Annotated in this window: 21 protein-coding genes; 10 read left to right on the top strand and 11 right to left on the bottom strand. The window is 68.3% G+C overall.

Going from position 1 to position 26019, the window contains the following annotated elements:
• The first annotated feature begins 409 nt into the window (after window positions 1-409).
• The 5 genes from AB1824_07865 to AB1824_07885 all read left to right on the top strand — a co-directional run bounded on the left by AB1824_07865 (window position 410) and on the right by AB1824_07885 (window position 6401).
• Window positions 410-1087: a DUF480 domain-containing protein gene (locus AB1824_07865; protein MEW5764880.1), complete on the top strand. Its 678-nt coding sequence runs from the start codon at window positions 410-412 to the stop codon at window positions 1085-1087.
• Between the two features lie 10 nt (window positions 1088-1097).
• Window positions 1098-1607 (top strand): dihydrofolate reductase, encoded by a 510-nt coding sequence (locus tag AB1824_07870; protein MEW5764881.1) that lies wholly within the window; start codon window positions 1098-1100, stop codon window positions 1605-1607.
• A gap of 352 nt (window positions 1608-1959) precedes the next feature.
• On the top strand, window positions 1960-3360 hold the full coding sequence (locus AB1824_07875; protein MEW5764882.1) for a hypothetical protein: 1401 nt from the start codon (window positions 1960-1962) through the stop codon (window positions 3358-3360).
• A gap of 625 nt (window positions 3361-3985) precedes the next feature.
• The gene (locus AB1824_07880; protein ID MEW5764883.1) at window positions 3986-4537 is read left to right on the top strand and encodes a fasciclin domain-containing protein; all 552 of its coding nucleotides are present in this window, start codon (window positions 3986-3988) and stop codon (window positions 4535-4537) included.
• A 217-nt stretch (window positions 4538-4754) separates the two neighbouring features.
• Window positions 4755-6401, top strand: coding sequence for a hypothetical protein (locus tag AB1824_07885; GenBank protein MEW5764884.1), 1647 nt, complete (start codon window positions 4755-4757; stop codon window positions 6399-6401).
• A 9-nt stretch (window positions 6402-6410) separates the two neighbouring features.
• On the opposite strand, the gene ettA is transcribed toward AB1824_07885, so the two are convergent.
• The 3 genes from ettA to proS form a co-directional block, all read right to left on the bottom strand.
• Window positions 6411-8087, bottom strand: coding sequence for an energy-dependent translational throttle protein EttA (gene ettA, locus AB1824_07890; GenBank protein ID MEW5764885.1), 1677 nt, complete (start codon window positions 8085-8087; stop codon window positions 6411-6413).
• Window positions 8088-8452: 365 nt separating this feature from the next.
• On the bottom strand, window positions 8453-9643 hold the full coding sequence (locus tag AB1824_07895; GenBank protein ID MEW5764886.1) for a class I SAM-dependent rRNA methyltransferase: 1191 nt from the start codon (window positions 9641-9643) through the stop codon (window positions 8453-8455).
• Between the two features lie 106 nt (window positions 9644-9749).
• Window positions 9750-11258: a proline--tRNA ligase gene (proS, locus tag AB1824_07900; protein MEW5764887.1), complete on the bottom strand. Its 1509-nt coding sequence runs from the start codon at window positions 11256-11258 to the stop codon at window positions 9750-9752.
• Window positions 11259-11587: 329 nt separating this feature from the next.
• On the opposite strand from proS, the gene AB1824_07905 reads away from it, so the two are divergent.
• Together AB1824_07905 and AB1824_07910 are read left to right on the top strand one after the other, a co-directional pair.
• Window positions 11588-12829 carry a saccharopine dehydrogenase C-terminal domain-containing protein gene (locus tag AB1824_07905; GenBank protein MEW5764888.1) on the top strand — a complete coding sequence of 414 codons (1242 nt, stop codon included), beginning with the start codon at window positions 11588-11590 and terminating at the stop codon, window positions 12827-12829.
• A gap of 86 nt (window positions 12830-12915) precedes the next feature.
• The gene (locus tag AB1824_07910) at window positions 12916-13974 is read left to right on the top strand and encodes a glycine cleavage T C-terminal barrel domain-containing protein (protein MEW5764889.1); all 1059 of its coding nucleotides are present in this window, start codon (window positions 12916-12918) and stop codon (window positions 13972-13974) included.
• A 58-nt stretch (window positions 13975-14032) separates the two neighbouring features.
• Here AB1824_07910 and AB1824_07915 read toward each other — a convergent pair whose 3' ends face one another.
• Window positions 14033-15418: a deoxyribodipyrimidine photo-lyase gene (locus AB1824_07915; GenBank protein ID MEW5764890.1), complete on the bottom strand. Its 1386-nt coding sequence runs from the start codon at window positions 15416-15418 to the stop codon at window positions 14033-14035.
• Window positions 15415-15990 (bottom strand): methyltransferase domain-containing protein, encoded by a 576-nt coding sequence (locus AB1824_07920; GenBank protein ID MEW5764891.1) that lies wholly within the window; start codon window positions 15988-15990, stop codon window positions 15415-15417. Before AB1824_07920 ends, AB1824_07915 begins: the two co-directional genes overlap by 4 nt.
• Window positions 15991-16276: 286 nt before the next feature.
• On the opposite strand from AB1824_07920, the gene AB1824_07925 reads away from it, so the two are divergent.
• Window positions 16277-16600 (top strand): iron-sulfur cluster assembly accessory protein, encoded by a 324-nt coding sequence (locus AB1824_07925; GenBank protein MEW5764892.1) that lies wholly within the window; start codon window positions 16277-16279, stop codon window positions 16598-16600.
• 350 nt (window positions 16601-16950) lie between these two features.
• Here the strand turns inward: AB1824_07925 and AB1824_07930 are convergent, their stop codons facing one another.
• Window positions 16951-18444: an aspartyl protease family protein gene (locus AB1824_07930; GenBank protein ID MEW5764893.1), complete on the bottom strand. Its 1494-nt coding sequence runs from the start codon at window positions 18442-18444 to the stop codon at window positions 16951-16953.
• A gap of 139 nt (window positions 18445-18583) precedes the next feature.
• On the opposite strand from AB1824_07930, the gene gltX reads away from it, so the two are divergent.
• Entirely contained in the window at window positions 18584-20005 is a 1422-nt protein-coding gene (gene gltX, locus AB1824_07935) for a glutamate--tRNA ligase (protein MEW5764894.1), read from the top strand.
• 63 nt (window positions 20006-20068) lie between these two features.
• Complete coding sequence (gene ftcD, locus AB1824_07940; GenBank protein ID MEW5764895.1) at window positions 20069-21901, top strand: glutamate formimidoyltransferase; 1833 nt, start codon at window positions 20069-20071, stop codon at window positions 21899-21901.
• A 51-nt stretch (window positions 21902-21952) separates the two neighbouring features.
• Here ftcD and AB1824_07945 read toward each other — a convergent pair whose 3' ends face one another.
• The 5 genes from AB1824_07945 to AB1824_07965 all read right to left on the bottom strand — a co-directional run bounded on the left by AB1824_07945 (window position 21953) and on the right by AB1824_07965 (window position 26012).
• Complete coding sequence (locus AB1824_07945) at window positions 21953-22867, bottom strand: MBL fold metallo-hydrolase (protein ID MEW5764896.1); 915 nt, start codon at window positions 22865-22867, stop codon at window positions 21953-21955.
• A complete protein-coding gene (locus AB1824_07950) occupies window positions 22864-23616 on the bottom strand; it encodes a hypothetical protein (protein MEW5764897.1) in 753 nt (250 codons plus the stop codon). The genes AB1824_07945 and AB1824_07950 overlap by 4 nt, the downstream gene beginning before the upstream one ends.
• Before the next feature lies 1 nt (window position 23617).
• A complete protein-coding gene (locus AB1824_07955; GenBank protein ID MEW5764898.1) occupies window positions 23618-24313 on the bottom strand; it encodes a class I SAM-dependent methyltransferase in 696 nt (231 codons plus the stop codon).
• A 169-nt stretch (window positions 24314-24482) separates the two neighbouring features.
• Complete coding sequence (locus AB1824_07960; protein MEW5764899.1) at window positions 24483-25631, bottom strand: nuclear transport factor 2 family protein; 1149 nt, start codon at window positions 25629-25631, stop codon at window positions 24483-24485.
• A 3-nt stretch (window positions 25632-25634) separates the two neighbouring features.
• Entirely contained in the window at window positions 25635-26012 is a 378-nt protein-coding gene (locus AB1824_07965) for a hypothetical protein (protein ID MEW5764900.1), read from the bottom strand.
• Between the last annotated feature and the right edge of the window lie 7 nt (window positions 26013-26019).

Below are 26019 nucleotides of genomic sequence, written 5' to 3' on the forward strand. Positions count from 1 at the left end.
CTAGCGCGCCCGCCCCTGCCGCATTTCCGTGGGAGGCGCCGCTGAACGCCGGTCTCTCGTAGGGGCGGCCCTCCGTGGCCGCCCGCCTTCGAAGGCAGGCCCCTCGGCCGATGCGAGCATCGGCCGCTACGCAGACCTCCCTTTCATTGAGTTTGCTTTTCGCATTGTGTCGCTTATTCGCTCTTTGCTTTTCGCTTTTCTCCCAAATTCCAAATCCCAAATCCCAAATCCGAAATCCCAAATGCCTTCCCCTTCCGCCTTCCGCCTTCCCCTTCCCCCTTTCGCCTTCCCCCTTCCCCCTTCCGCCTTCCCCCTTCCGCCTTTCGCCTTTCGCCTTCCCCCTTCCCCCTTCCGCCTTTCTCTTTGTCCCCATCCCCCGTCTCTGCTACCATCGCGCGAGGAGGGCCCCATGCGCGTCACGCTCACGCCCGAGGAGGTCCGCGTCCTCGGAAGCCTGGTCGAAAAGTCCGTCACGACGCCCGAATACTATCCCCTGAGCCTCGTGGCCGTGACGGCGGCCTGCAACCAGAAGTCCAGCCGGGACCCCGTGGTCTCCTACGAGGCGCCGGTGGTCCAGGCGGCCCTCCACGGCCTGCGCGACAAGCACCTCCTGTGGGTGGTTTCGGGCCCCGATTCCCGCGTGCCCAAATACAAGCACCGCTTCCGGGAGGCCTTCGACCTGTCGGAGGCCGAGGCGGCGGCGCTGTGCCTGCTGCTCCTTCGGGGTCCGCAGACGGCGGGAGAGATCAAGGGTCGCGCCGAGCGGCTCTTCTCCTTCCGGGAGGTGGCGGAGGTCGAATCCACCCTGGAGGGCCTCTCCCGGCTCGAGGAGGGCCCCCTCTGCGTCCGGCTCCCCCGCCAGCCCGGCCGCAAGGAAGCACGGTGGGCCCACACCCTCGCGGGGATGCCGGATACGGCGGAAGTCTCCCGGGTGGAGGACGGGGCGGCCCCGCTCCTTCCTCCCGCCCCCAGCGTTCTCGAGCGCCTGGCCTCCCTGGAGGAGGAGGCGCGGAGCCTCCGGGAGGAGGTCCGCGCCCTGCGCGTCGAGGTGGACGAACTACGGGCCTTCCGGAACGCCCTCGAATGAGGCCCCCGCCGTGAGGCTGACGCTCGTGGCGGCGGTGGCTCAGGACCGGACCCTCGGCTCCGGCGGCCGGATCCCCTGGCACATCCCCGGCGACCAGGCTCGCTTCCGGGATCTCACCTGGGGCCGCCCCGTTCTCATGGGCCGCAAGACCTGGGAGTCCCTTCCCGCAAAGCCCCTCCCGGGGCGCGAGAACGTGGTCTTGAGCCGCGATTCGTCCTTCGCGCCCCGAGGCGCCCGCCTCGCGCATTCCCTGGAGGAGGCCCTGGGGCCTTACGCCGAGCAGGAGGGCGACGTGTTCGTCATCGGCGGAGCGGACCTCTTCGCCCAGACCCTGCCCCTTGCGGCCCGCCTCGTCCTCACCGAGGTGCCGGGGCGCTTCGGTGGGGACGCCGTTTTTCCCCCCATCCCCGCGGATTTCGAGATTGTGAGCCGCCAGGAGCACCCGGGGCCGCCGCCGTGCGCCGTCGTCGTCCTCGAGCGGCCCGCCCCGCGGGTCTTGTTCCGCGGGAGGCGTCGCTGAACGCCGGTCTCTCGTAGGGGCGGCCCGCCGTGGCCGCCCGCCTTCGAAGGCCATCCTCCCCGCAGCGGTCCTTGCCTGCAAGGACCATCCCCTCGGCCGATGAGAGCCCCGGCCGCTGGGCAGACCCCCCTCTTTGTGGGTTTGCCTCTTGCCTCTTGCTATTTCGCTCTTTGCTTTTCGCCTATATCCCAAATTCCAAATCCCAAATCCGAAATTCCAAACGCCCCTTTCGCCTCGCGTTTTTAAGACTGGGAAAATAGGTGGCTGTCCCTAGTTTTTCATCCTTTCTTGCCTCCCGCTTCGAAAGGGACCATCTTTTGTCCGCGGCACGATTCGAGGGGAGGGGTGGATCATGGGCAAGCGGCTGATCGTCACGCTTTTCTGCCTCGCGTCGCTGGCGGCGGGGGCCCAGGCCATCGTGGCCGACCACACGTGCGCGGACCTCTCGGCGGTGCCCGCGGAGGCCCTGAACCAGGCCCGCCAGAGCCTGCGCATCGGGTACGGCCACACCTCCCACGGGAGCCAGTTGGTGACGGGCATGGAGGCTCTGAGGGCCTCGGGAGACCCGCGTTGGGACTTCGAGTCCACGGGCTGGGGGCTGGAGCCGGGCGTGTTCCTGAATGACTCCTGGGGCAACGCGGGGGGCGCCGAGGACCTCGGCCACAACGGCGACTTGACCTGGCGCGACGCTACAGAGGCCATGCTGGCCCTGCCCGGCAACGACCGCAACGTGGTGGTCTGGTCCTGGTGCGGGGGAGTGAGCGACAACACGACGGAGGGCATCCAGGCCTACCTGGACGCCATGGATGCGCTGGAGGCCGCCCACCCCGCCGTGCGCTTCGTGTACATGACGGGACACCTCGACGGCACGGGTTCGGAGGGCAACCTCCACGCGCGAAACGAACAGATCCGCGCCTGGTGCCAGACCCGCGGCAAGGTTCTCTTCGACTTCGCCGACATCGAGAGCTACGACCCCGACGGGGCGACGGATTACCTCTCCCTCTACGGCACCGACGGGTGCGAGTACGATTCGGACGGCGACGGGAACCCCTGGGGGGACGCCAACTGGGCCCAGGAGTGGACGGCGGCGAACCCCAGTTCGGACCTGGCCCAGGCTTGCGGTTTCTGCGGCGATTGCGCCCACTCGGAGCGCCTGAACTGCGTGCGAAAGGGAGCCGCCTTCTGGTGGCTCCTGGCGCGGCTGGCGGGGTGGGAGCCCGCGCCCGGCGCGCCCCGCATCACCCTCCAGCCCGCCGACGCCCGCATCGCCCCCGGCGAGACGGCCTCCCTGTTCGTGGCCGCCTCGGGACAGGCGACTCTCGAGTACCAGTGGTACGAGGGCGTCTCGGGGGATACGGGATCGCCCGCGCAGGGCGGACAGTCCCCCTCCTTCACGACGCCCCCGCTCTCCGCCGACGCCTCCTACTGGGTGCGCGTCACGAACGGCCTGGGCCACGCCGACAGCCGAACGGCCGTTGTGACGGTGACTCAGGCCGAGCCGCCGCGGGTGGATTCGCTCTCGAAGAAGTCCGGCCCCTTCCGCATCGTGGTGCGGGGGGCGGGCTTTCAGCAGGGGGTTCGGGTCTTCCTCGGGGGGACCGAGTGGGGAGGGGTGACCTACAAGGGCGAGGACCGCCTCGTCCTCAAGGGCGCGGGGCTCAAGGACCAGGTCCCCCGCGGGGTGGCCGTCCTGTTCCGTTTCCTCAACCCCGACGGCGGAGAGACTTCCCTCCTCTGGACCTGGGGCGGCTAGCGCCGGTCTCCCCACGACCCCGCGGCTGGCAGGCGGCCTCCCTGGCCGCGATCTCTGAATCACTCTCCGGGCGGGCTGCGGATCCTGTTCTGCGGGAGGCGTCGCCCGACGCCGATCTCTCGCAGGGGCGGCCCTCTGTGGCCGCCCGCCTTCGAAGGCCATCCTCCCCCTAGCGGTCCTTGCCTGCAAGGACCATCCCCTCGGCCGATGCGAGCATCGGCCGCTTCGCAGACCCCCCTCTTTATGGGTTTGCCTCTTGCCTCTTGCTTTTTCGCTCTTTGCTTTTCGCCTGTTTCCCAAATTCCAAATCCCAAATCCGAAATCCCAAATGCCCCTTCCGCCTTGCGTTCTTGGAACTGGGAAAATAGGTGGCTGTCCCTAGTTTTTCAAATTCCAAATCCCAAATCCGAAATCCCAAATGCCCCTCTTGCCTTCCGCCTTTCCCCCCGTCTCCCTGTCTCGCCCGGGCCTTCCCCCGCCGTAGAAAATTCTCCACGTTGGCGCCCTTGGAAACTTTTTCGCGCGCCCTGCGTTTCACCCATCAGCACTCAGGCGTACTGGCCGGTGGGGCCCTCGTGGAGGCCCGCCGGGGGGCCCTCCGGAACTCGTACCCGAGGAGGATGCCATGAAGAAGAGAACCCTCACCGTCGCGGCAGGTCTGGCGCTCCTCGCGTTGGTCCTTGTTCCCGTCGGCGCGCGCTATCCCACGGCGGACAGCGATCGGAACCTGCCCCGGATCGACCTTCCCCTCCGGCCCATCGTCGTACCGGCGGCCGCCATCGCCGCCCAGGCCGAGAAGGCCGCGGACCTCAAGATCATGTCCGCCGCCATCCAGGCCAGCGGGCTCGAGGAAGCCCTCAACACCCGCGGCCCCCTCACCCTCTTCGCCCCGAGCGACGCGGCCTTCGCCAAGCTCCCCAAGGAGCAGGTGGAGGCCCTCTTCGCCGACCGAGAAAAACTCCGCGCCTTCGTTCTGAACCACGTGGTCTCCGGCGCCGTGACTTCGCGCACCCTGGCCCTCCTCGACGAGGTGAGGGACGTGCGGGGCTCCGAACACACCGTGGCCGTCACGGGCCGAGCGTTGAAAGTGGACGGCGCCCGGCTCGTCCGCGCCGACGTCAAAGCCGCCAACGGGACCCTCCACGTGGTGGACCAGGTTTTCCTCCCCGCCGTTTGAGACATGCGTCACAAAACCTCGCATTCCTCGAAAGGGGAGCCCCGCGGGCCGGGCTCCCCTTTTCGCTTCGATGGAGGCCGCGCGAGGCGAGAGCGGGCGGGCGTTTCGCCCCCGTTCCGCCCCCTGTCCTTCCCCCCTCGGCCGCTTGGGAGCAAGCGCCCGGACCCATTGAAGGGCCCACGGACCGGGACGAGATTGATCCAGGAGGGAGGCGCCCATGGGAGGGGACGGGAGGCTCCGGCTCGTTGCCTGGTTCCTGGCGCTCCTCTGGGCATGGCCCCTTCCCGCCGCCACCTACCTCGTGGGCCCCGGCCGCCCTTACCCGAACCTCCAGGCGGTGGCGGATTTCCTGAATCCGGGCGACGTGGTGGAGGTGGACGGAAACGCCACCTACCCGGGAGGCGTGGTCTTCGAGCGGCCCGGCTCCCCCGAGGCGAAGATCGTGATCCGGGGGATCCGGGTGGCCGGGAACCGGCCCGTCCTGTCGGGAAGCACGAACACCGTCACCTTCGCGACGCCCGATCCCGACACCCCCGAAGCGGGGGCGAACCACTACGTCTTTGAAGGATTCGATGTGACGGGGGGCTCCTTCCGGGGCCTCTACCACCAGGCCCACGACCTCACCGTGCGCGACGTGCGCGTCCACCATTGCCCGGCCCACGGCATCCTGGGCGCCGACCAGGGATCGGGGTCCCTGACCCTCGAGCACGTGGAGGTGGACCACTGCGGAAACGGCACGAGCCAGCACCAGATCTACGTGGCCACCGACGAGGTCCACCATCCGGGAAGCGTTTTCCGCATGGCCCACTGCTACGTCCACGACGGGACCGGCGGCAACAACGTGAAGAGCCGGGCCGAGCGGAACGAGATCGTCTCCAACTGGATCGAGGGGGCCTACTACCACGAGCTGGAACTCATCGGCCCCGACCCCTACGGGGCGCCTGACGGATGGAGCGAGGGCCTGGTTCGCGAGGATTCGGACGTCGTCGGGAACGTGCTGTGGAAGAGGAACACCTTTTTCGTGGTCCGCTTCGGGGGGGACGGCACGGGCCAGAGCAACGGGCGCTACCGCTTCGTACACAACACCGTGGTGGCGGGCACGAGCGCGGTTTTCCGGATCTTCGACGGGATCCAGAGCGTGGAGATGCACGACAACGTCTTCTGCCGCGCGGACGGCGGCGCGCCGAACCTCCTCCGCACGGCCGAAGCCGAGTGGACCGACGGGGAGCAGATCGCCGGACGCAGCAACTGGGTGCGTACGGGCTCCACGAACGTACCGGCCCAGTGGACGGGGACGCTCTACGGAACGGACCCCGGCCTGACGGACCTCGGCGCCTCCGACCCCCGCCCCCTCCTTGGAAGCCCCCTTCGGAACGCCGCCGCCACGGACCTCTCCGGCCCGCCCGGTTTCCCCTTTCCCGACCCCGAGCACCCGGTCCCCTTCCATCCGCCCCTGCACGCCGTCTCGGTGCCCGGGCAAGAATCTCCCCGGCCCTTCGACTGCGCCCCGGACATCGGGGCCTACGAGTTCCCTCCCGCCGTCGCCGTGGTGGCCCGATTGAGACTGGCCCAGGGAGGGGCCTTGTCCTGGGACCGGGCCCCGGGCGTCTCCGCCTACGACGTGGTGAAGGGCGACCTGGGCCTTCTCCTCTCCTCGGGAGGGGACTTCGGGTCGAGCCTCCTGGCCTGCCTGGAGAACGACTCGCCCAACGCGGAGGCCGCCGACGGCGAGACCCCGGAGGTCGGAGGGGGGTTCTACTACCTCGTGCGAGGGACGCCCGGCGGAACCTACGACTCGGGCTGTCCAGGCCAGGACGCGCCGCGAGACGCGGAGGTGGCGGCCTCTCCGGCCGCCTGCCCGTAACAGGCTCCCTCAGCGCGTGAGCTTCCGGTAGGTGATGCGGTGGGGCCGCTCGGCGGCGGCCCCGAGGCGCTTCTTCCGGTCCTCCTCGTAGTCGCGGTAGTTCCCTTCCACGAAGACGGCCCGGCTCTCCCCCTCGAAAGCGAGGATGTGGGTCGCCACCCGGTCCAGGAACCACCGGTCGTGGCTCACCACGACGGCGCACCCGGCGAAGCGCTCCACGGCCTCTTCCAGGGCCCGGAGCGTGTTCACGTCGAGGTCGTTGGTGGGCTCGTCGAGGAGCAGGAGGTTGGCGCCGGAGCGGAGCATTCGGGCCAGGTGGAGGCGGTTGCGCTCGCCTCCGGAGAGGACGGCCACGGGCTTCTGCTGGTCTGCCCCGGTGAAGTTGAAGCGCCCGCAGTAGGCCCGCGCGTTCATCTGGACCTTGCCGAGCTGGACGGTGTCGTAGCCGTCCGCGATGGCCTCCACCACAGTCTGGTCGTCCCTGAGGCTCGAGCGAGACTGGTCCACGTGGGCCAGCTTCACCGTCTCGCCCACCCGGACCGTCCCCGAATCGGGCCGCTCGGCGCCCGTGATGAGCTTCAGCAGGGTCGTCTTGCCCGCCCCGTTGGGGCCCACCACCCCCACGATGCCCGCCTTGGGAAGCCGGAAGGAGAGGTCCTCCACGAGCAGGCGGTCCCCGTAGCCCTTGGAGACCTTCTCGAACTCCACCACCACGTCGCCCAGGCGCGGGCCCGGCGGGATGTAGATCTCCAGCTCCCGCGAGGTGGTTTCGGGCTCGGCGGAGAGGAGCTGTTCGTAGGAGTTCAGGCGGGCCCGGCCCTTGGCGTGGCGGGCCTTGGGGGCCATGCGCACCCACTCCAGCTCGCGCTGGAGGGTCTTCTGCCGGTCGCTCTCCTGCTTCTGCTCCTGCCGCAGGCGCTCCTGCTTCTGTTCGAGCCAGGAGGTGTAGTTGCCCTTCCACGGGATGCCCTGGCCCCGGTCCAGCTCGAGGATCCAGCCCGCCACGTTGTCCAGGAAGTAGCGGTCGTGGGTGACGGCGATGACGGTCCCCTCGTAGTTCTGGAGGTGGCGTTCGAGCCACGCCACGGTCTCCGCGTCGAGGTGGTTGGTGGGCTCGTCCAGAAGGAGGATGTCGGGCTTCTGGAGGAGGAGGCGGCAGAGGGCGACGCGCCGCAGTTCTCCGCCGGAGAGGACGCCGATGGGGGTGTCGCCGGGGGGGCAGCGGAGGGCGTCCATGGCCAGTTCCAGGCGGGCGTCCAGGTCCCAGGCGCCGAGGGCGTCCAGCTTCTCCTGGACCTCCCCCTGCTCGGCGATGAGCCGGTCCATGTCCGCGTCGGGGTCCGCGAAGCCCTCGTTGATCTCGTCGTAGCGCTTGAGGAGGGCCACCGTCTCCGCGGCGCCCTCCTTCACCACGTCGAGGACCGTCTTGTCGGGATCGAGCTTCGGCTCCTGCGGCAGGAAGCCCACGCTGTAGCCGGGGGAGCAGTGGACCTCGCCCAGGATTTCCGTGTCCAGGCCCGCCATGATTCGCAGCAGGGAGGACTTGCCCGAGCCGTTGAGGCCGATGACGCCGATCTTGGCCCCGTAGTAGTAGCCCAGGTAGATGTCCTTCAGGACCTGCTTGGGGCCGTGGAGCTTGCCCACGCCCACCATGGAGTAGATGACCTTCGTCGTCTCGTTGGCCATTCGGAAAAGACCTCCCCGGTGGGATTGTAGCAGAGGAGCGCGGGCGAAAGCGCCGAGTGCCGCCCTCCATGAGATCCCGTCCGAAAGGCCCCGCGAACCGAGGGAGGAGCTTCGACTTCAGGCCTTTTCAAGGCTCCCCTTGCGAATCTGTGCGTCTCGAAGGGTGGGGCAGGCCGCGTCGGACCGATTGCGTCGTCAGTCTTCGGCGTCTCGCTCCTTACGCACATCCCGGTACGCCTGCGTCGCGGCCGCCTCGGCTTCCTGGCTGGGGCTCCGGCCCACCGGCGCCGGGACGACGCTTTCTCCGCTTCGCTGCGAAAGTGAATCCAATATCGGCGTGGCACAGATTCTCGAGACGAACCCTTTTACAACACTCTCACGAAGAGGGCCTTGAGGTAGTCGCCCTCGGGGAAGCCGAGGAGGACGGGGTGGTCGGGCGCCTGCCCCCGGGCTTCGATCAGGTGGGCCCTGCGCCGGGAGCGCGCCGCGGCTTCGGCCACGAGGGTCCGGAAGGTCTCGCGGTCCACGTGGTAGGAGCAGGAGCAGGTGACGAGGAGGCCGCCCGGGCGGACGAGGGAGAAGGCGAGTTCGTTGAGGCGGCGGTAGGCCTTTTCGGCCTCGGTCAGGTGCTTCTTGGACTTGGCGAAGGCGGGGGGGTCGCAGACCACGGCGTCGAAGGAACGCCCCGCCCGCCTCAGGGCGGGCAGGACATCGAAGGCGTCTCCGTTGTGGACTTCGCACTCGGGCAGGCCGTTTCGGCTCAGGTCCTTTTCCACCGCCTGGCAGGCCGAGAGGGAGGCTTCCACGAAGGCGGCGGAGGCGGCCCCGTCGCGAAGGGCCGCCATGCCCCAGGCGCCTCGGTAGCAGAAAACGTCGAGCACGTCGGCTCCGGGAGGGAGGCGCTTCAGGAAGGCCCGCACGTTCTCGCGCTGGTCGAGGAAGAGGCCGGTCTTCTGGCTGGCGCCGAGGTCGAGCTCGAAGCGCAGGCCCAGGTACTCGGCGGACACCTCCGGCGCCTCGCCCTCGGGCTCCCACCGCACCTCACGGCGCAGGCCCTCCAGTTCGCGGGAGGGCGCGTCGTTTTTCCAGACGATCCGCCGCGGGTTCAGGAGCGACCGAAGGGCCGCACCGAGGCGGTCCGAAAGGGCCTCCATGCCGGCCGTGAGGACCTGGACCGCCAGGGTATCCCCGTACCGGTCCACGATCAGGCCGGGGAGCTCGTCGGCCTCTCCGAAGACGAGGCGCGCGCAGGCCTCCCCGGGATAGACCGCGTCCCGCCGGGCCGCCGCGGCGGCCAGCCTCGCTTCGAGCCAGTCGCCGGGAAGGGCGTCCGCCCCCCGTGCGAGCCAGCGCACGGCGATGAGGGTGCGAGGGTTGTAGGCCCCGACGCCGAGGGGCTCGCCGCCCGGCCCGTCCACGTGGACGAGGGAGCCGGGCTCCAGGGGCGGAACCTCCTGGAGTTCGTTGGAGAAAACCCACGGGTGGCCCGAGAGGACCCGCTTCAGGCGGCCTTTCTGGAGTCGGAGGCGGGGGGGCTTGTCGGGGGACGGGCTCATGACGGACTCCGCGAAGGAGCGCTCTCCAGAGCGCGACTCCGTCCCTTGAAAAGGCATTCGCCGCAGGACGTTCCGCTCGGCCTTGGAGAGGCCTCCCACCTTTCGATCAGTACGCCCGCGCCCAGATGACGCGCCGCGGGCTTTCGCCGCCGCAGACCAGGCACTTCCCCGCCTCGGCCGGAGCGCCGAAGGGGATGCACCGGAGCGTGGCCTTGGTCTCGTCCTTCACGCGGGCCTCGCAGTCGCCCGAGCCGCACCAGTGTCCCAGGAAGAAGCCGCCGCCCTCGATGCGCTCCCTAAAGTCGGCGTAGTCGTCCACGGGCCGGGTCCGCTCCTCGCGGAAGGCCAGGGCCCTCGCGAAGAGGGCCTTCTGGATGTCGTCGAGGAGGCCCCGGAGGACCTCCGGCGCGCGCTCCAGCGGGACCGTCTCCTTCTGGCGCTTCTCCCCGTCGCGCAGGTCCCGCGTGGGGACCCGCGGCACGGCCACGCACGCGCCCTGGTCCACGTCCCTCGGGCCGATCTCCAGCCGGACGGGGACGCCCTTCATCTCCCACTCGTTGAACTTGAAGCCCGGGCTCACCGTGTCCCGCTCGTCGAGGACCGCGCCGAAGCCCGCCTCCTTGAGGCGGGACTTCAGGGCTCCCGCGGCTTCGAGCACGCGCGCCCGGCCCGCGTCGTCCTTGTAGATGGGGACGATGACCACCTGCGTGGAGGCGAGGCGGGGCGGGAGCACGAGGCCCTGGTCGTCGCTGTGGGCCATGATGAGCGCTCCGATGAGACGCGTGGAGACGCCCCACGACGTCTGCCAGCAGTGCTGCCACTCGCCCTTCTCGTCCTGGAACTTCACGTCGAAGGCCCGGGCGAAGTTCTGGCCCAGGTCGTGGCTCGTCCCCGCCTGGAGGGCCTTCCCGTCCTGCATCATGGCCTCGATGCAGGTCGTCTGGAGGGCCCCCGCGAACTTCTCCGACTCGCTCTTGACGCCCTTGATCACGGGCACGGCCATCCACTCCTCCGCGAAGCGGGCGTAAATGTCGAGGATGCGCACCACCTCCTCCCACGCCTCTTCGTGGGTGGCGTGGGCCGTGTGACCCTCCTGCCAAAGGAACTCGGTCGTCCGCAGGAAGAGGCGAGTGCGCATCTCCCACCGGACCACGTTGGCCCACTGGTTCAAAAGGAGCGGCAGGTCGCGGTAACTGCGGATCCACTTGGCGTACATGGCGTACATGATGGTCTCGGAGGTGGGCCGCACGATGAGGGGCTCTTCGAGGACGCTGTCGGGAGAGGGCTCCACGCCCCCGCCCTCCTTGGCGCCGAGGCGGTGGTGGGTCACCACGGCGCACTCCTTGGCGAAGCCCTCCACGTGCTCGGCCTCCTTCGACAGGAAGGACATGGGGATGAAGAGGGGGAAGTAGGCGTTGACGTGGCCCGTCTCCTTGAACATCCCGTCCAGGGCCCGCTGGGTGGCTTCCCAAAGGGCGTAGCCCGTGGGGCGGATGACCATGCACCCCTTCACGGGGGAGTAGTCCGCCAGCTCGGCCTTCAGGACGATGTCCTGGTACCACTGGCTGTAGTCTTCGCCGCGGGGCGTGATCGCCTTCTCGTCGCGCTTGGCCATGGGGAGTCCTTCCTCGAAGTGTCCCGGCGTCCCTTGCCGGAAAGCCGCATCCTACCCGAAACCGCCTGATTTTGAAAGGGGAGCGAGGAAGCGGGAGCCCAAAGACAGGGTGGGAGAGACGCAGGGAGACCGGGGTGGAGTGGACTCCGGCCCGAGGGGGGGCGGGCGCGGCGTCCCGGTCCCCCGGCCACGTCTCGCCTCTCGAACCGCCCCCCTTTCCGTTCAGGCTTCCCTGCTTCTCTGTTTCCCGGCTTCCCTCTCCCTTGACCCCAACGTCTCCACGGGAAGAGAATGCGGGCAACCAGGAACCCGAAGAAAGGCGGTGCCCCATGAAGATCCTCGTGTTCGGCGGGAACGGGAAGATGGGGCGGGCGGTGGCCTACGACCTCGTCCGCGAAGATTCGGTGGAGCAGGTGGGGCTGGCCGCCCGGCGTCTGGACGCCCTGGACGCGGCGCGCAGGTGGCTCGACAGCCCGAAGGTGGCCATGCACGCTCTGGACGTGGCCGAGGCCGACGCGGTGAAGCGGCTCGCGGTCCGCTACGACGTGGTGGTGTCCACCCTCCCCGACCGCCACACCTCCTACGCCCTGGCCCAGGCGGTCCTGGAGGCGGGGGTCCACCACGTGGACATGCTGGAGGAGTACCACCTCCGCCCCGATCTGTACGAGACCGAGGGTCTGCGCCTGCCCGAGGGGATGGACCTCTACGCCTACGGGGACTACCTCCACGAGACGGCCCTTCGAAACGGGGTGACCTTTCTCGACGGCATCGGCTTCGCCCCGGGGCTCTCGAACCTCACCTGCGGGGAGGCCATCCGGAAACTCGACGAGGCCCACACCTGCATCGCCCGTGTGGGAGGCATCCCCTCCAAGGAGGCGGCGGCCAACCACCCCCTGCGGTACATGATCACCTGGGCGTTTTCCCACGTTTTGCGCGAGTACAACGTGAAGCTCTTCGTCCTCAAGGGAGGGAAGCAGGTGGAGGTGGACGCGGCCACGGACCGGGAGACTTTCCGCTTCGACCGCTTCGGGGTGGACGAGGTCCTCGAGTGCGCCGTCACGCCGGGCATGCCGAGCTTCATCTACACCCGGCCGGGCCTCAGGGAATTCTCCGAGAAGACGGTCCGCTGGCCGGGCCACTGGGGCGGCGTGGAAACGCTGAAGGAGTGCGGACTTCTGGACCTCGAACCGGTGGAGGTGAACGGCGCCCGGGTGGTTCCGAGGGAGGTTCTCCTGGCCTGCATCGAACCCCGGTTGAAGCCGCGTCCCGGGGAAGGCGACGTCTGCGTCATGTACAACACGGTGACGGGCATCCGGGGGGGAAAGCCCGTCCGGATCACCTACCACATGTGGGAAGGGCCTGACCCGGTGAGCGGCATCTCGGGCATGGGCCGCGTCACGGGATTTCCGGCGGCGATTTCCGCCGTCTTCATCGGGAAGGGGCTCATCAAGGAGCGCGGCCTCGTGGCCCCCGAAGACGCCATCGCCGGCCCCGTCTACGAGGAGTTTCTGAGGGAACTCGCCCGGAGGAACATCCGCATCCTGGAGACCGTGGACGCACAGGAGTCCTGACCGCTCCGGGAAGGCATCCGCGTTCCGAGCTGTTTCATCCTCTCCCGCCGCCCGGGAAGGGCGGATAGGGGAAGGAGCGCGGAGCCATGGACGCACTGGACCGGGGATTTCACGAGGCGCGCGGAGCGAACTTCCGGGCCCGCTACGGCCGCGAGCGGCTCACGGCCTACGGCCCCTTCGACCAGGAATACGAGGCCCTCGAGCGGTCCGCCGTTTTGCTGGATCTCTCGGACCACACCCGGGTGACCCTCTCGGGGGAGGACCGGGGCCGCTTCCTCAACGGTCTCGTCACCCAGCGGGTGGATGACCTCTTGCCCGGCACGGGCGCCCATGCCTGCTTCCTCGACCGGCGCTCCCACATCCTGGCCGAGGTCCGCGTTTTCGCGACGGAGGATTCGCTCCTGCTCGAAGGGGAGCCCGGCCTGGGTTCCTTCCTGGTGGAGAGGCTCCTGAAATACCGGCTTTCCTCCCGCGTGGCGGTCTCGGACTGGACCGAGGGCTCCTCCCTCCTTTCCGTCCAGGGACCGCTGGCCGGCGAGACCGTGGGGGCCGTTCTGGGTACGGACGGCGCGGGGCTTTCCCCCTGCGGCCACACCACGGCCTCCTTCGGAGGAGCGCCCGTCCGGATCCTCCGCGTTCCCCGAACGGGCCGGCCCGGACTGGACCTCCTCTGTCCCCGGACCCACGCCGGCGACCTCTGGCGCGCGCTCGCCGCGGCGGGGGCCCTGCCCGCGGGATGGGACCTGTTGGAGACGGCACGCACCGAAGCGGGCCTGCCGAGGTTCGGGGCGGACCTCACGGAGGAGACCCTCTTCCCCGAGGCCCGCCTTCCCGGCCACGTTTCGTGGGACAAGGGGTGCTATTTGGGGCAGGAGATCGTCGCACGGGTCCGGACGTACGGGAGCCTCAAGCGGGTCCGAACCGGGCTTCTCGTGGACGGTCCCGTGGAACCGGGCGACACCGTGAGGGTCAAAGGGCGCGACGCGGCCCCGCTCACTTCGGCGCGATTCTCTCCCCTGGTCGGCAAGACCTGCGCCTTCGCCTACCTCCATCCCGCCCTGGGCGCCGAGGAAGATGCCCGGATCCTCGTGGCCGGTCCGGCGGGCGAATACCCCGCCACCGTCGCCGCTTTTCCGTTTATCTGAGAAGGGACCCGCCCCGACGGGACGGATTACAATCCCTGGCGTTTCGCCGTATCCCTCCTCACAGCCGTCCCTCCTCGACGCCCCGGATGTAGGCCTCCACGTCGAACTTGCGGCGGCAGCCCCCCTCCGACATGGGGCGGATCAGGCCCAGCACGGGCTTGTTCGGAGGCCACGGGCGGTCGTGCTTGCCGCCCACGGCCCAGGCCACGCCCGCGTACCCGTTGGGATCCCGGCCATCGAGCTGGTACCGGTCGTTGAGGCGGACGGCGATCTCGAAGGCCTCCGCGGGCGAGGCCGTCCACTCGAGGATCTTCTTGGCCCAGTACATGCGGAGGTAGCCGTGCATCCAGCCGGTCCGGACCATCTGGGTCTGGGCGGCGTTCCAGAGGCGGTCGTGGGTGTCGGCCCCTTCCAGCCGGTCGGATCCGTAGAGATGCGTGCGGGGGTCTCCGGCGTGGGCGGTGAGGGTCTTGAGGGCCCAGGGCTCGCAACCGGAGAGTTGGTCGCAGCGGGGGTTGAAGGCCGCGAAGTTCACGGCCAGCTCCCGGCGCACGATGAGCTGCTCCAGGAAGGCCTCCCGGTCCTGAGCGGGTGCGGCCGCCTCCCGCACCGCGAGGGCCACCGTGCGGGGGCCGATGTGGCCGAAGTGCAGGTAGGGGGACAAGCGGCTCGTGGCCCGGCGCGACGGGTCGTTCCGCCCCGAGCCGTAGCCCGCCAGGCGCTCTCGGACGAAGGCGTCGAGGAGGGCCATCCCCCGGGAGGTCCCACCGACGAGGCCGGAAACGGGGGCCGCCGAGCGGTCCATGGGGAAGCCCTCGAGCCACGGGTCCTCGTGCGGTCGCGAGAAGAGCCCGGACCGGGGCTCCCAGCGGACTCTCGGCCGCGGATCCTCGACCGGTTCGAGAAAGGCGGGAAGGAGTCTCTGGATTCTCGGCCTCAGGGTGCGCGCCGCGTATTGCTCCTTCTCGAGAAGCGCCGAGGGGACGATGACATCGGCATCCACGGTCCAAAGGGGGACCCGGAGAACCTCCGCGGCCCGGCGGCGCCACCGCTCGGGCTCCCGGAGCGGGTTCTCGTCGCCCACCACGAGGGCCGGCCGGACCTCCTCGCAGAAGGCCGCCAGCCGGTGGTCCGGATAGGGTCGGAATACGAACCCCACCCCCCGCGCCCGAAGGGCCTCCGCCACGTCCCCAACTCCCTGGGCCAGGAAGGCGTAGTGGCGCCCATTGGCGTGGGGATAGAAGGGCACGGGCGCAAAGAAGGTGACCACCGGAAGCCCGAGGAGGTCGGCGGCGCGGACGGCCACGTCGAGGGCCGGGTTGTCCACCCCCCGCTGGGCCCTCTGCATCCAGTGCACGACGCAGGTGCCCTCGGGATCCGGAGGCCCCCCGCGGCGCACCCGGACCCTCGGGTCCCGGGCCAGGGCTTCGAGCGGGCCCGTCACGCCGGTTCCTTCCGGAAGGCGAAGGCGAAATACTGGCTCGGGTTGTAGAACTCCATCCCCCGGAAGCAGAGTCCGGCCTGGAGGATCAAGGCCTCCACGTCGTGGTGGTGCAGGCGGTGCTCGAAGGGGGGGCCTTCCTTCTGCCGGATCTTGGACCACTCCATGACGACGACGGGGGACCGGGGCTTGGCCACCCGGCCGAGCTCGCGGAGAAACGCGACCGGGTCCTGCGCTTCGTGGAGGACGAAGCAAGCCAGGACGAGGTCGGCCGCCCCGTCGGCAAGAGGAAGGCTGGCCTCTCCGCAGATTTTCGTCTCCACCCAGCCTGGGGGGCCCTTGGCGATCAGGTGCTCGAGCATCTCCTTTGAGACGTCCAGGGCCACCACGCGGCCCGACGGACCGACGATCCGGGACGCGGGGAGGCTGAAGAAACCCGTGCCCGCTCCCACGTCCGCGAAGGTCATTCCCCTTTTCAGGCCGATCTTCCGCAGGATTCCGGCCGGCGGCATGGCCCGGCGCCTCTCCGGGCTTTCCAGGCGCCCTACCTCGGCGGGGTTGAACTTCTTGGTCATTCCGCCTCCCTCGAAGCTCAGTCTTTCTAGCACGGGGGGGCCTCCGGACGCCACGTGGGGACTTGCCCATCTTTGTTGCACCTATGCAACAACAGATTTCGCGGTGAAACAGGGAGGACTCGGCGGCCCTTCCATCTTTCCCCCTGGTGAAACGCCCGTCCCGCGGGGTTCGAGGGCCCATCCGGAGGGTTCCTTTCCCGGAAGAAGAACGGGCGCTCCGGCCGTGGCACCGGGGTTGCTCTCCCGGACTCGGTTGGCCCACGGCTGGGCCTCTGAGGAGGAAGCGATGATCGAACTGACCGAACAGGCCGTGGAGGCCGTGAAGAGCTTCAGGAAGGCGGAGGGCCGCGAGGTATCGGGACTTCGCATCGCCGTCGTGGGCGGCGGGTGCAGCGGATTCCAGTACGACCTCTCCCTGGCCGAGAAGGCCTCCGAAAACGACGAGGTGTACGACTTCGGGGGGCTCTCCGTCTTTGTGGACAAGACCTCCCTGATCTATTTGAAGGGCACCGTGGTGGACTACGTCAACGACCTGCGGGGTTCGGGCTTCGTCTTCCAGAATCCCAACGCCCAGACTTCCTGCGGGTGCGGTCACTCCTTCGAAGCCTGACCATTTCGCGGGGAATTGGCACACCCCTTGCTTTGTTAGGAGTAGTCCCAAGCCGTTGAAACGGCAAGGAGGCCGAAAGGCGAACGAGACGCTTTCCCAAGAGGATCCCCCCTCCTCTCAAAGCTCCCCGGCCGAAAGGCCGGGGAGCCCCCCTCCAGGGTGGAAACGGGGCGAATGATCGGTTTCCCATGAGGATCCCCCTCCTCTTGTACTGCTCCCCGGGACCCCCCTCCCGGGGAGCGCCTTTTTTTGGGTCGCACGTCGGGAAACGCGCGAACGGGGGGAGGCGTCCACGCGACGGCTCCGGTCCATCCCCCGCCTCCGTTCCTCTCGAGGTTCGCCGGACCGCCTCAATCCCCGTCGTAGGCCTGAAGGACGACCTGCCCACCCGGTCCGTCGAAGACCATCCGGTAGTCGTTCAGGATGTCCCTGCCGAGGATGCCGTACAGAGGCACCGGGAACCGCTGGGGCACGTCCGTCACGAAGATGATTCGCCGATCGTAGCTCTTCGGCCCCATCGAAATCCTCACCTGTTCGGCGACTCCTGACGTGAAAGCTCCCGACTGTCCCAGCCCATAGAGCTTCCCATACTTGCCCGAGTTCACCCGGATCCCAACTCGGGGAGCGTACAGAGAGCTCAGAAGGGTGTAGGGGGCCCCGGTGTCGAGAAGGAAGGGAAAGGGACCTCGCCCCTGGAGGAGGACCGGCACGATGGGCACGCCCCGGTGCCACAGGACCGGGAGAGGGAACCCGCGCTCCCCGAGAAGGGTTTGGGGCTTTGTGCCCGAGGGCCACAAACCGAAACGGCCCTTCCGCCGGTCGTAGAGAACCACCCCGTCCAGGAAGGGCCCCAGCCCGATGTAGCCGGCCTTGTTGCTCCAGAACTCGCTGTCCCGGACGTTCACCAGGGCGGGAAGCCTTTGGATGTGCAGGCCCGCCGCCTCCAGGCTCTCCACGAGCACGACGTGGGTCCGTCGGCGCCCCCGATATCCCCATCCCTCGGCGGTGGTTTCGGAGAGAACGGGCAGATTGAGCCGTCGGATCAGATCTTCGTTCAGCAGGAGGGAGTCGCTTCCCGTGTCCAGGGCGATCCACGTGTCCCTTGTTCCGTTGAGGCGGAGGGGAATGCTGGGCTCCCGGTAGATCTCCCTGACCCTCGCGAGGGAGGGCGTCTCGGAAGGGAAGGAGACGAGCGTCCCCCCGCGGGAAGCGAGGGCTTCCTGCAACCGGAGTTCGTCTTGAAGCTCCTCGGAATCCGGGAGCCGGGCGGACAGGGCGCGCAGGCGATCCACCCTGCGGGAGGACTCGGGATCCAGGCGGGCGGAGGAGGCCTCCACGTTGGGGGAAACCCGGGTTCCCTCCACCCTGCCCCCCCAGAGGAGACGGGAGAGGCCCTCCTCGTCCCTGCGGAGCTGGAAGACCGTGGCGGCCTTGGTCAGGGCCGTGGAGCCCCAACGCCGGTCCTCCAAGGCCCGCTGGTAGGCCTCCCCCGCCCCTGCGGGATCGAAGGCATAGAGCCGGCAATCGCCCTGGAGGAGAGCCGCTTCCGGGTCATCTGGAAATCGGCCCGCGAGCTCCTCCGCCGAGGCGAGTGCCTCCGGCCAGCGCGCCGCCTCGAGCAAGGCCTTGGTCCGGGCGATGGCGATGCGCAGATTACCTGGGTCCTGGCGATGGGCCTTCCCAAGGACTCCCGCCGCCTCTTCGTAGCGACCCTCTTCCAACAGGGCGATTCCCCTGGCCAGCCCCGTGGAGATCGGCTCTTGAGCCGCCAGCCAAGAAGCCCACAGGAGGAGGGCCGCGGCGGCCCACCCCCTGCCGGCACCGAATTCACCGATCCTGCTCATGCGGCCTCCGCAACCCATTACAACACGCCAAGCCGCCCCCGTGCTTCCGGCCCGCCGGTTGGCTCCGAGGGCCGCCTGTGCTACCTTGGCGGAGGCCCCGGCCCGCCGGGGCCTCTCTTCCATCCGACCGGAGGCACCCATGTCCGTCCGCGTCCGCTTCGCCCCCTCTCCCACGGGGTACCTGCACGTGGGAGGAGCCCGCACGGCCCTCATCAACTGGCTCTTCGCCCGAAGGCACGAAGGCTGTTTCGTTCTGAGGGTGGAAGACACGGACGAGGCCCGCTCCACGCCGGAGATGACCCAGGTCATACTGGACGGGCTCGCCTGGCTCGGCATCACCTGGGACGAAGGTCCCTTCCTCCAGTCCGAACGGAGTCACCTGTACCGGGAAACGGCCCGGCGTCTCCTCGACGCGGGAAGCGCGTACCGGTGCTTCTGTTCGAAGGAAGCGCTCGCGGAGAGGAGGAGCGCCGCGGGGAAGCCGGAGGAGTGGAAGTACGACCGGCGCTGCAGGGGCCTGGATCGGACCGAATCCGACGCCCGCGCCGCCTCGGGCGAGCCCTTCGTGGTCCGTTGCGCGGTCCCCGACGAGCCCCTCCAATGGGACGACGTGGTCAAGGGCCCCATCCGCTTCGAACCCGGGGAAGTCGAGGACTTCATCCTCCTCCGGTCGGACGGAACGCCCACCTACCACCTCTCCGTCGTTTCGGACGACGCGGCCATGGGCATCACCCACGTGATCCGGGGGGAGGACCACGTCAGCAACACGCCCAAGCAGATCGCCCTTTACAAGGGGCTTGGCCTCGCCCCCCCGGTCTTCGGCCACCTTCCCCTCATCCTCGGCATGGACAAGCGGAAGCTCTCCAAGCGGCACGGCACGGTGTCGGTGCTGAGCTACCGGGACGAGGGCATCCTGCCCCTGGCCCTCTTCAACTACCTGGCGCAGATGGGGGCCAACCTCGGGGAAGAGCCGTGCCTCCCTGTCGAGGAGATCCTCCGCCGCTTCGACCTGGATTCCCTGAAAAAGAGCCCCTCGGTCTTCGACCGCGAACAGCTCCGCTTCGTCAACGCCAAGATCCTAGGAGAAACCCCCACGGACGAACTCGGATCCCTCCTGCCCCCCTTCCTGGCGGCGGAGGGGCTCGCCCCGTCGGCGATCCCCGAGCCCGCCGTGGCGGTCCTGAAGACCCGGGCCCACGATCTGAGGGAACTTGCCGCGTGGATGCGGCCCTTTCTCACCGAGGTCTTTCCCTACGATGAGAAGGGGCGCGCCAAGGCCCTCAAGGACCCGGCGGCCCTCCCCGCCGTGGCCTCCCTGGCGGAGCGCCTGGCGGAGATCCCCGAGGCCGACTGGACGCCCGCCCGCCTGGAGGAGGTCCTCCGCCGCCACGCGGAAGCGTGCGGGATCAAGGCCGGCGCGCTCATCCACCCCGTGCGGCTTTTTCTCACGGGGCGCTCCGAGAGCCCGGGGATCTTCGACGTCCTCTGGGCCATGGGAAAACCCGGAACCCTCTCGCGCCTTCAGAGGGGGGTGAGGGAACTTGGACCAGCGAATTCTTAGGAGCGCCCGTCGGGGCGCGACGGCGCCCCCAGACCGCTTCTTTGGAACTCCAGGAGGGTATCCATGGCGAAGATCGTGGAATGCGTCCCCAATTTCTCCGAGGGCCGCGACGAGTCGGTGATCCGGCAGATCACCGACGCCATCGAGTCGGTAGAGGGCATCCAGCTCAAGGACGTGGACCGCGGCGCGGAAATGAACCGCGTGGTGGTGACCTTTTTCGGCCCCCCCGACGCCGTGGAGGAGGCGGCCTTCCGGGGCATCGCCAAGGCCGCCGAGGTCATCGACATGTCGAAGCACCACGGCACCCATCCCCGGATGGGGGCCACCGACGTCTGCCCCTTCGTCCCCGTGAACGAGGTCACGATGGAGGAGTGCGCGGACATGGCCCGCCGTGTGGGCCGGAGGGTTGGGGAGGAATTGCGCATCCCCGTATACCTGTACGAGCACGCCGCCTCCCGCCCCGAGCGACGAAACCTGGCCAACATCCGCCGGGGCGAATACGAGGGCCTCGCCCGAAAACTCAAGGACCCGGAGTGGGCGCCCGATTTCGGCCCCGCCATCTTCAACGCCCGGGCCGGCGCCACCGTCCTGGGGGCCCGCGAATTTCTCATCGCCTACAACGTGGACCTCAATTCGCGCGCCAAGGACCACGCCACCGACATCGCCTTCGAACTGCGCGAGAAAGGGCGGTCGGTGCGGACGGGCAACGTGAAGCCCTTCTACTTCATGGGAAAGATCCTCAAGCACGAGCCCGGGAAGTTCTTTTGCGGCTCGTGCGACCAGGTCGCCCCGACGCCCGCCGACCTCTTCGACCACATCGAAAAGGCCCACGGGTACGACGGCCGGGCCCTCTACCGCCTGAACGACGTGGACCCCGATCGTCTGACCGGGGAATCCGTGAAAAAGCCCGGCATCTTCAAGGCCTGCAAGGCCATCGGTTGGGAGGTGCCCCAGTTCGGGCGCTCCCAGATCTCCATCAACCTGACGGACTACAAGGTGACTCCCACCCACGCCGTCCTGGAAAAGGCCCGCGAACTCGCCGCCGAGAGGGGCCTCGTGGTGACGGGCTCGGAAATCGTGGGCCTCGTCCCGCTGGCCGCCATGATGGAGACGGGGAAGTTCTACCTTCGGCGCCAGGGCCGTTCGGCGGGCGTGCCGGTGGACGACGTCCTGGAGACGGCCGTCCAGAGCCTGGGTTTGAGGGACGTGGCCCCCTTCGACGTGAAGGAAAAGGTCATCGGATACCCCTCGGTCCCCGAGGACGCCCTCATCGCGAAGCGCACCGACGCTTTCGTCCACGAGGTCTCCCGCGATTCCCCCGCCCCGGGCGGCGGTTCCGTGGCGGCCCTGGCGGGCGCGCTGGGGGCGGCGCTGGCCTCCATGGTGGCCAACCTCACGGTGGGAAAGCCCGGGTACGAGTCCGCCTTCGACGACATGGCGGCCGCCGCCGAGGAGGCCCAGGAGGTGAAGGACCGGCTCCTCCGAGCGGTGGACGAGGACACGCGAGCCTTCAACGCCTACATGGACGCGCTCCGCCTCCCCAAGGGCACCGAGGCCGAGAAGGCCGCCCGAAAGGCCGCCCTGCAGGCGGGCCTCAAGCAGGCCGTGGCCGTGCCCTTGGAGACGGCCCGCCTGGGGCTCCGCGCCATGGCCCTGGCCCGGCGCGCCGCCGAGTCGGGAAACAAGAACTCCGTTTCCGACGCGGGCGTGGGCGCCCAGATGGGCTTCGCGTGCGTCGGCGGGGCCTGCCTCAACGTGCGCATCAACCTGCCGGGAATCCTCGATGGGGATTTCGTCGAAGAAATGAAACGCGCCGCGACGGAACTCGAGAACGACGCCCGCCGGCTCCTCGAGGAGACCCTCGCCGTCGTGCTCGCCAAGATCGAGAAGAAGTAGCGGGGGACGGGCGCGCCGGGGTCCGAGCCGCGGACGGCGTCGGGCGGGCGGTCAGGGCATCGGCCCCTCCGCCAGGGAGCGGCAGACCATGTCGATCCAGTCCTTCCGCGTGAAGGAGCCGTCCCACGCGGCCCAGTCCTTGAGGACGTCGGCCTCCTGGATTTGGGCCGGAGTCTGGCCCCGGCCCCACTCCCGGCGCACGACGTCGATGGTTTGAAGCAGCATGGCCCGATACGCCCGAACCTCCTCGGCGGTGAGATCTTTCCCGTGGCCGGGGATGATCCGGGCGCCGGGAGGCGCCAGGTCCAGGACCCTCTCCAGAACCTCGGGGAGCCTGAGGGCGGAGCCCCCGTGGTCCACGTCCACGAAGGGGAATTGCCCCTGGAACACGACGTCGCCGACGAAGAGGACGTTGGCGCGTTCGAAGAGGACCACCGAATCCCCGTCCGTGTGGCCTCCCGTCAGGGGCACGATGCGGATCCGCTCCCCGTTCAGGTCCAACCCCACCTCCCCCGTGAAGGTCAGGCGGGGCCTGGCCTCCGGCGGAAGGGCCTCGTGGCTCTCCCCCAGAAGGGTCTGGCCGCTCGAAAGAAGGGGCAGGACGGACCTGTGGGCCAGGATGACCGCCCCTTTCCCCAGACTCCCGTTGCCCGCCGTGTGGTCGAAGTGCCAGTGGGTGTTGACGATGTAACGGGCCTCCCGGGCGCCGATCCGTTCCAGTTGCTCCTCCAGGGCCTTCTGAGCCTGCGGGAAGCCCGTGTCCACGAGGAGGGTCCCCTCGGGGCCCTTCAGAGCCAGGATGTTCACCCATTCCACGCGGACCTTGTGGAGCCCTCCGCCCAAGGACACGACTTCCGCCCGCGGCGGCCGGGCCTGGGCGGATGCGCACACCCCACCCGCAAGCAGGGTTCCCGCGGCGAGGACAAGGAAGGCCGCCGTACCTCTCCATCTTCGAAGAACACTCATGGCCCCTCCTGCCCGATCCTTCCCCGCGCCTCCCCGGGCATCTCGAAGCGGCCGTCCTCCAACGGGATGTTGATCTCCACCTTCGTGACGGAGGCCCGGCCCGTAAATGCCCAACCGCTGGAAGTCATGGTGCGCGGAAAAAGAAGACCCTCCACGGGAACGTAGTCTTGAAGGGTTCGCTCGACCCGCGCCACCGACCCTTGAATCGAAATCTCCCCCACGATCCGCGTGGGAAGGAAGGTGGTCCCGTCGAGCCAGTAGATGACGCGGATCCCCAGGGGAAGCGTGACCGCCAGTTTGTGGTGCGGCTTCGCCTCGTACGACTCCATGCCCAGGTATCGCGCGGGGTGGTCGAAAAACGCTGGAAAAAGGAAGGCGATGTCCAGCTCGAAGTCCCGACCCTCTTCTTCGGGCAGGAGCTTCGGGCCGGGGTCTCTCCCGTCCTCCGGCGGAGCGCCCTTCAAGTAGCCGGCCCGTTTGCCGTCGAAGACGAGGATGTAGTCGGCGGACTCGCTGCGGATCCGGTCGGGGCGCTTGATCTCGTGCGTCACCGTCCTCGGCTTGGCGGCGGGAGTCATCTGGATGCGGAGGGTGCGGACGGCGGCGATCCTGTCGGCGCCGCCCATGGCCGCGGCGCACCGGGCCACTACCTGCGGAGCCGTGAGGGGAGGGTCCGCCGCGCCTGAGGCCAGCCCAGAAAGCAGAAACGTGAGGATCAAAGTTCTCCGAATCGCCGTGTAATCTCCCATTTCAACCCCTCTGCGCCGTATGTTTTCTCAAGACGTTGAGCCTGCACACGGAGCGGAATCGGAATTTCTCGAAGGTTGTACCGCCGTTTCGGGCCAACCCCTCGGTGACTCGGCGTGCCTCCTGAAGGATGCGGTCCCTGCGGATCGGGTCCTCCTCGAAGACTTCCATCAAGCGGGCGAAATCCAGAAAAGACCTCTCGATGTAATAGAAGGACTCGAACTCCTCTTTCAGCCCATACGCGCCCGCGGATCGAAGGGCCTCGTAAGCGGCCGCCTGGACCTTCGACTCGTCTTCGTGGAGCCGGACGACCTCCGAATACGCTCCAGGGCACGCCACGGGCTCCACGAAATAGGCTGCCCCACATGGGGACAAGATCCGCTCGCACTCCAGAAGGGCCGTGGGCATATCATCCCGCGGGACGTGGTGGAAGCTTGCGACGTAGTAAACGAGGTCGGCACACCGATCTCTCAAGGGAAGCGCTTGAGCGGCCCCCGCGAAAAACCTCTCTGCGCCGCTTGCTGAGGCCGTCAGGGCCTTGGTGATCATCCCCCAGGCGTCGAGGCCCACGGCCCGAGCGCCCTGGGAGGCCATCCAGCGGACGAGGTCCCCTGTACCGCAACCGACGTCCACAGTCACTCTACCGTTGAAGGCGGCAAAGTCGGAGAGCACTTGGGCGTGGGACTCTACTCTTCTCATGGGCCAATGGTTCCCTTCAAGGCGACGATTCGGACCCTCTCGCCTTCGATTCGAAGGTCCGCCTCGTTCCATCCGATTTCCAGGACGGCAGTTTCCAGGAGGACCTCCCCACCTTGGCGACCCCCGTGTTCTTCTGCTGGATGGACCACCCCTCCCACGCCCCTCGTGATCACTCGATCTTGTCAAAGCTGAAGTCGCGGTAGTTGACGCGCTTGACCAGCCGCGTGACGCTCCCCGACGCCTCGCGGACGAAGGTCACGCCCGACTTGTAGCCCTTGGTGAAGAACTCGGTCTCGGATTCTGGGAAGATCTCGATCCTGGGCTCGTCCGCCGGTTTGAGGAAGATCCGGCTCCCCTCGACGATCACCTGCCAGATGGCCCCGGATTCGCTCCGGTAGGTCCCGGCGTAGTCGGCAAGGACGCGGAAGTCGATGGGTGCCTCCTTCTTGTCGTTGGGCACGTTCTCCCAGAGGACGTTGACGATCTGCCAGCGGTCGCGTAGCTTGACCATGCTCAGGTGCTCCACGTGGTAGGCCGAATCGACGCGCACCGTCGCGGTGGTCCGGGCCAGATCGCGCACGGTCACCTTGATCTGGCGCTGGTCCGCCGGCGTGGCCTTGTCGCCGCCCTGGCGCGTCATTTCGAGAAACCTTTCTCGATCCTGCTGCCAGAAGAAATCGTCCCCGGCCACGGTGACGGCGGCGATGCGCCGCACGAATTCGGGGTGGAGCACCCGCTCCACCCTGGCGGCGTCCCCATCGAACCAGCCCTCGGCGTAGTCGAGCGCCGCCTGGGCCGCGTCGGCCCCCTGCGACTGCAGTCGGGCCTTGGCCTCGGCCACGACCTTGTCGGAGGCGAAGGAGAAATGCATCTGCACGATGAGCCACCGGCCCGCACGCTTTTCGAGGATCCCGGTCCAGCGCGTGTCCTTCCAACCGATGGGCCTGCCGTCCCACTCCCCGAGATCGTCGAGGATGCACGACCACCAGGCCACGTCCCCCGACCGCGACACATCGATGCGCATTTCGCGGATCTCCATCTTGGTGGCCTTGAAGCGCGGGTCCATCCAGAAGTCGAATCTCTTCACCCACTGGTCCCAGCCGACCGTGATCTCGGAATCGGGGTTGAACATGAACAGCCGGTCGTCGCGGGCGATCACGCTCTCCGCGAGAGGCCGGTCCTTGGTGAGGGCCCAGCCGATGGAGTCGCGGATCGTCTTTTCGATGACCCCCCGATCGCCGGGGCGGGCCTCCTCTGCCGACGAGGCCAGGGTGACCAGGGTAGCGAGAACGGCGAAGATCGAGGCGATTGGTTTCATGGGTCATCTCTCCTCGCAGGAAAGCGTCAGGAAAAGCAGCTTGAAAAAGGGCCGCACACTGGTCAGGCGGATGTCGTCGAGAGATTTCGGAAACGAGCGTTTCCCTGGAGGGATTCTCAGCCAATAGGGCACGAGGACGTGCGCGAGGATGTGGCTCACCGCGAAAAGGGCCGCCGTGCTCGGGGCCGTCAAGTCCTTCATTTCGTTCGGCAGATTGAGGATGCCGTAGAGGAAAGAGGCCACGAGGGCAACGCACGCGGCCTGGACCGCGAGCACCACGAGGAGGGACCGCCAAGGATGCCCGGCGAAAAGGACATTCTCTCTCTGGCCTCCGATGTCGCCCTCCAAGGCGTTCCCTGATCTTGTACCGATTGGGTTCATACCCTCA

The sequence above is a fragment of the Acidobacteriota bacterium genome (assembly GCA_040752915.1).
In the GTDB taxonomy this organism is placed as follows: Bacteria; Acidobacteriota; UBA4820; order UBA4820; family DSQY01; genus JBFLVU01.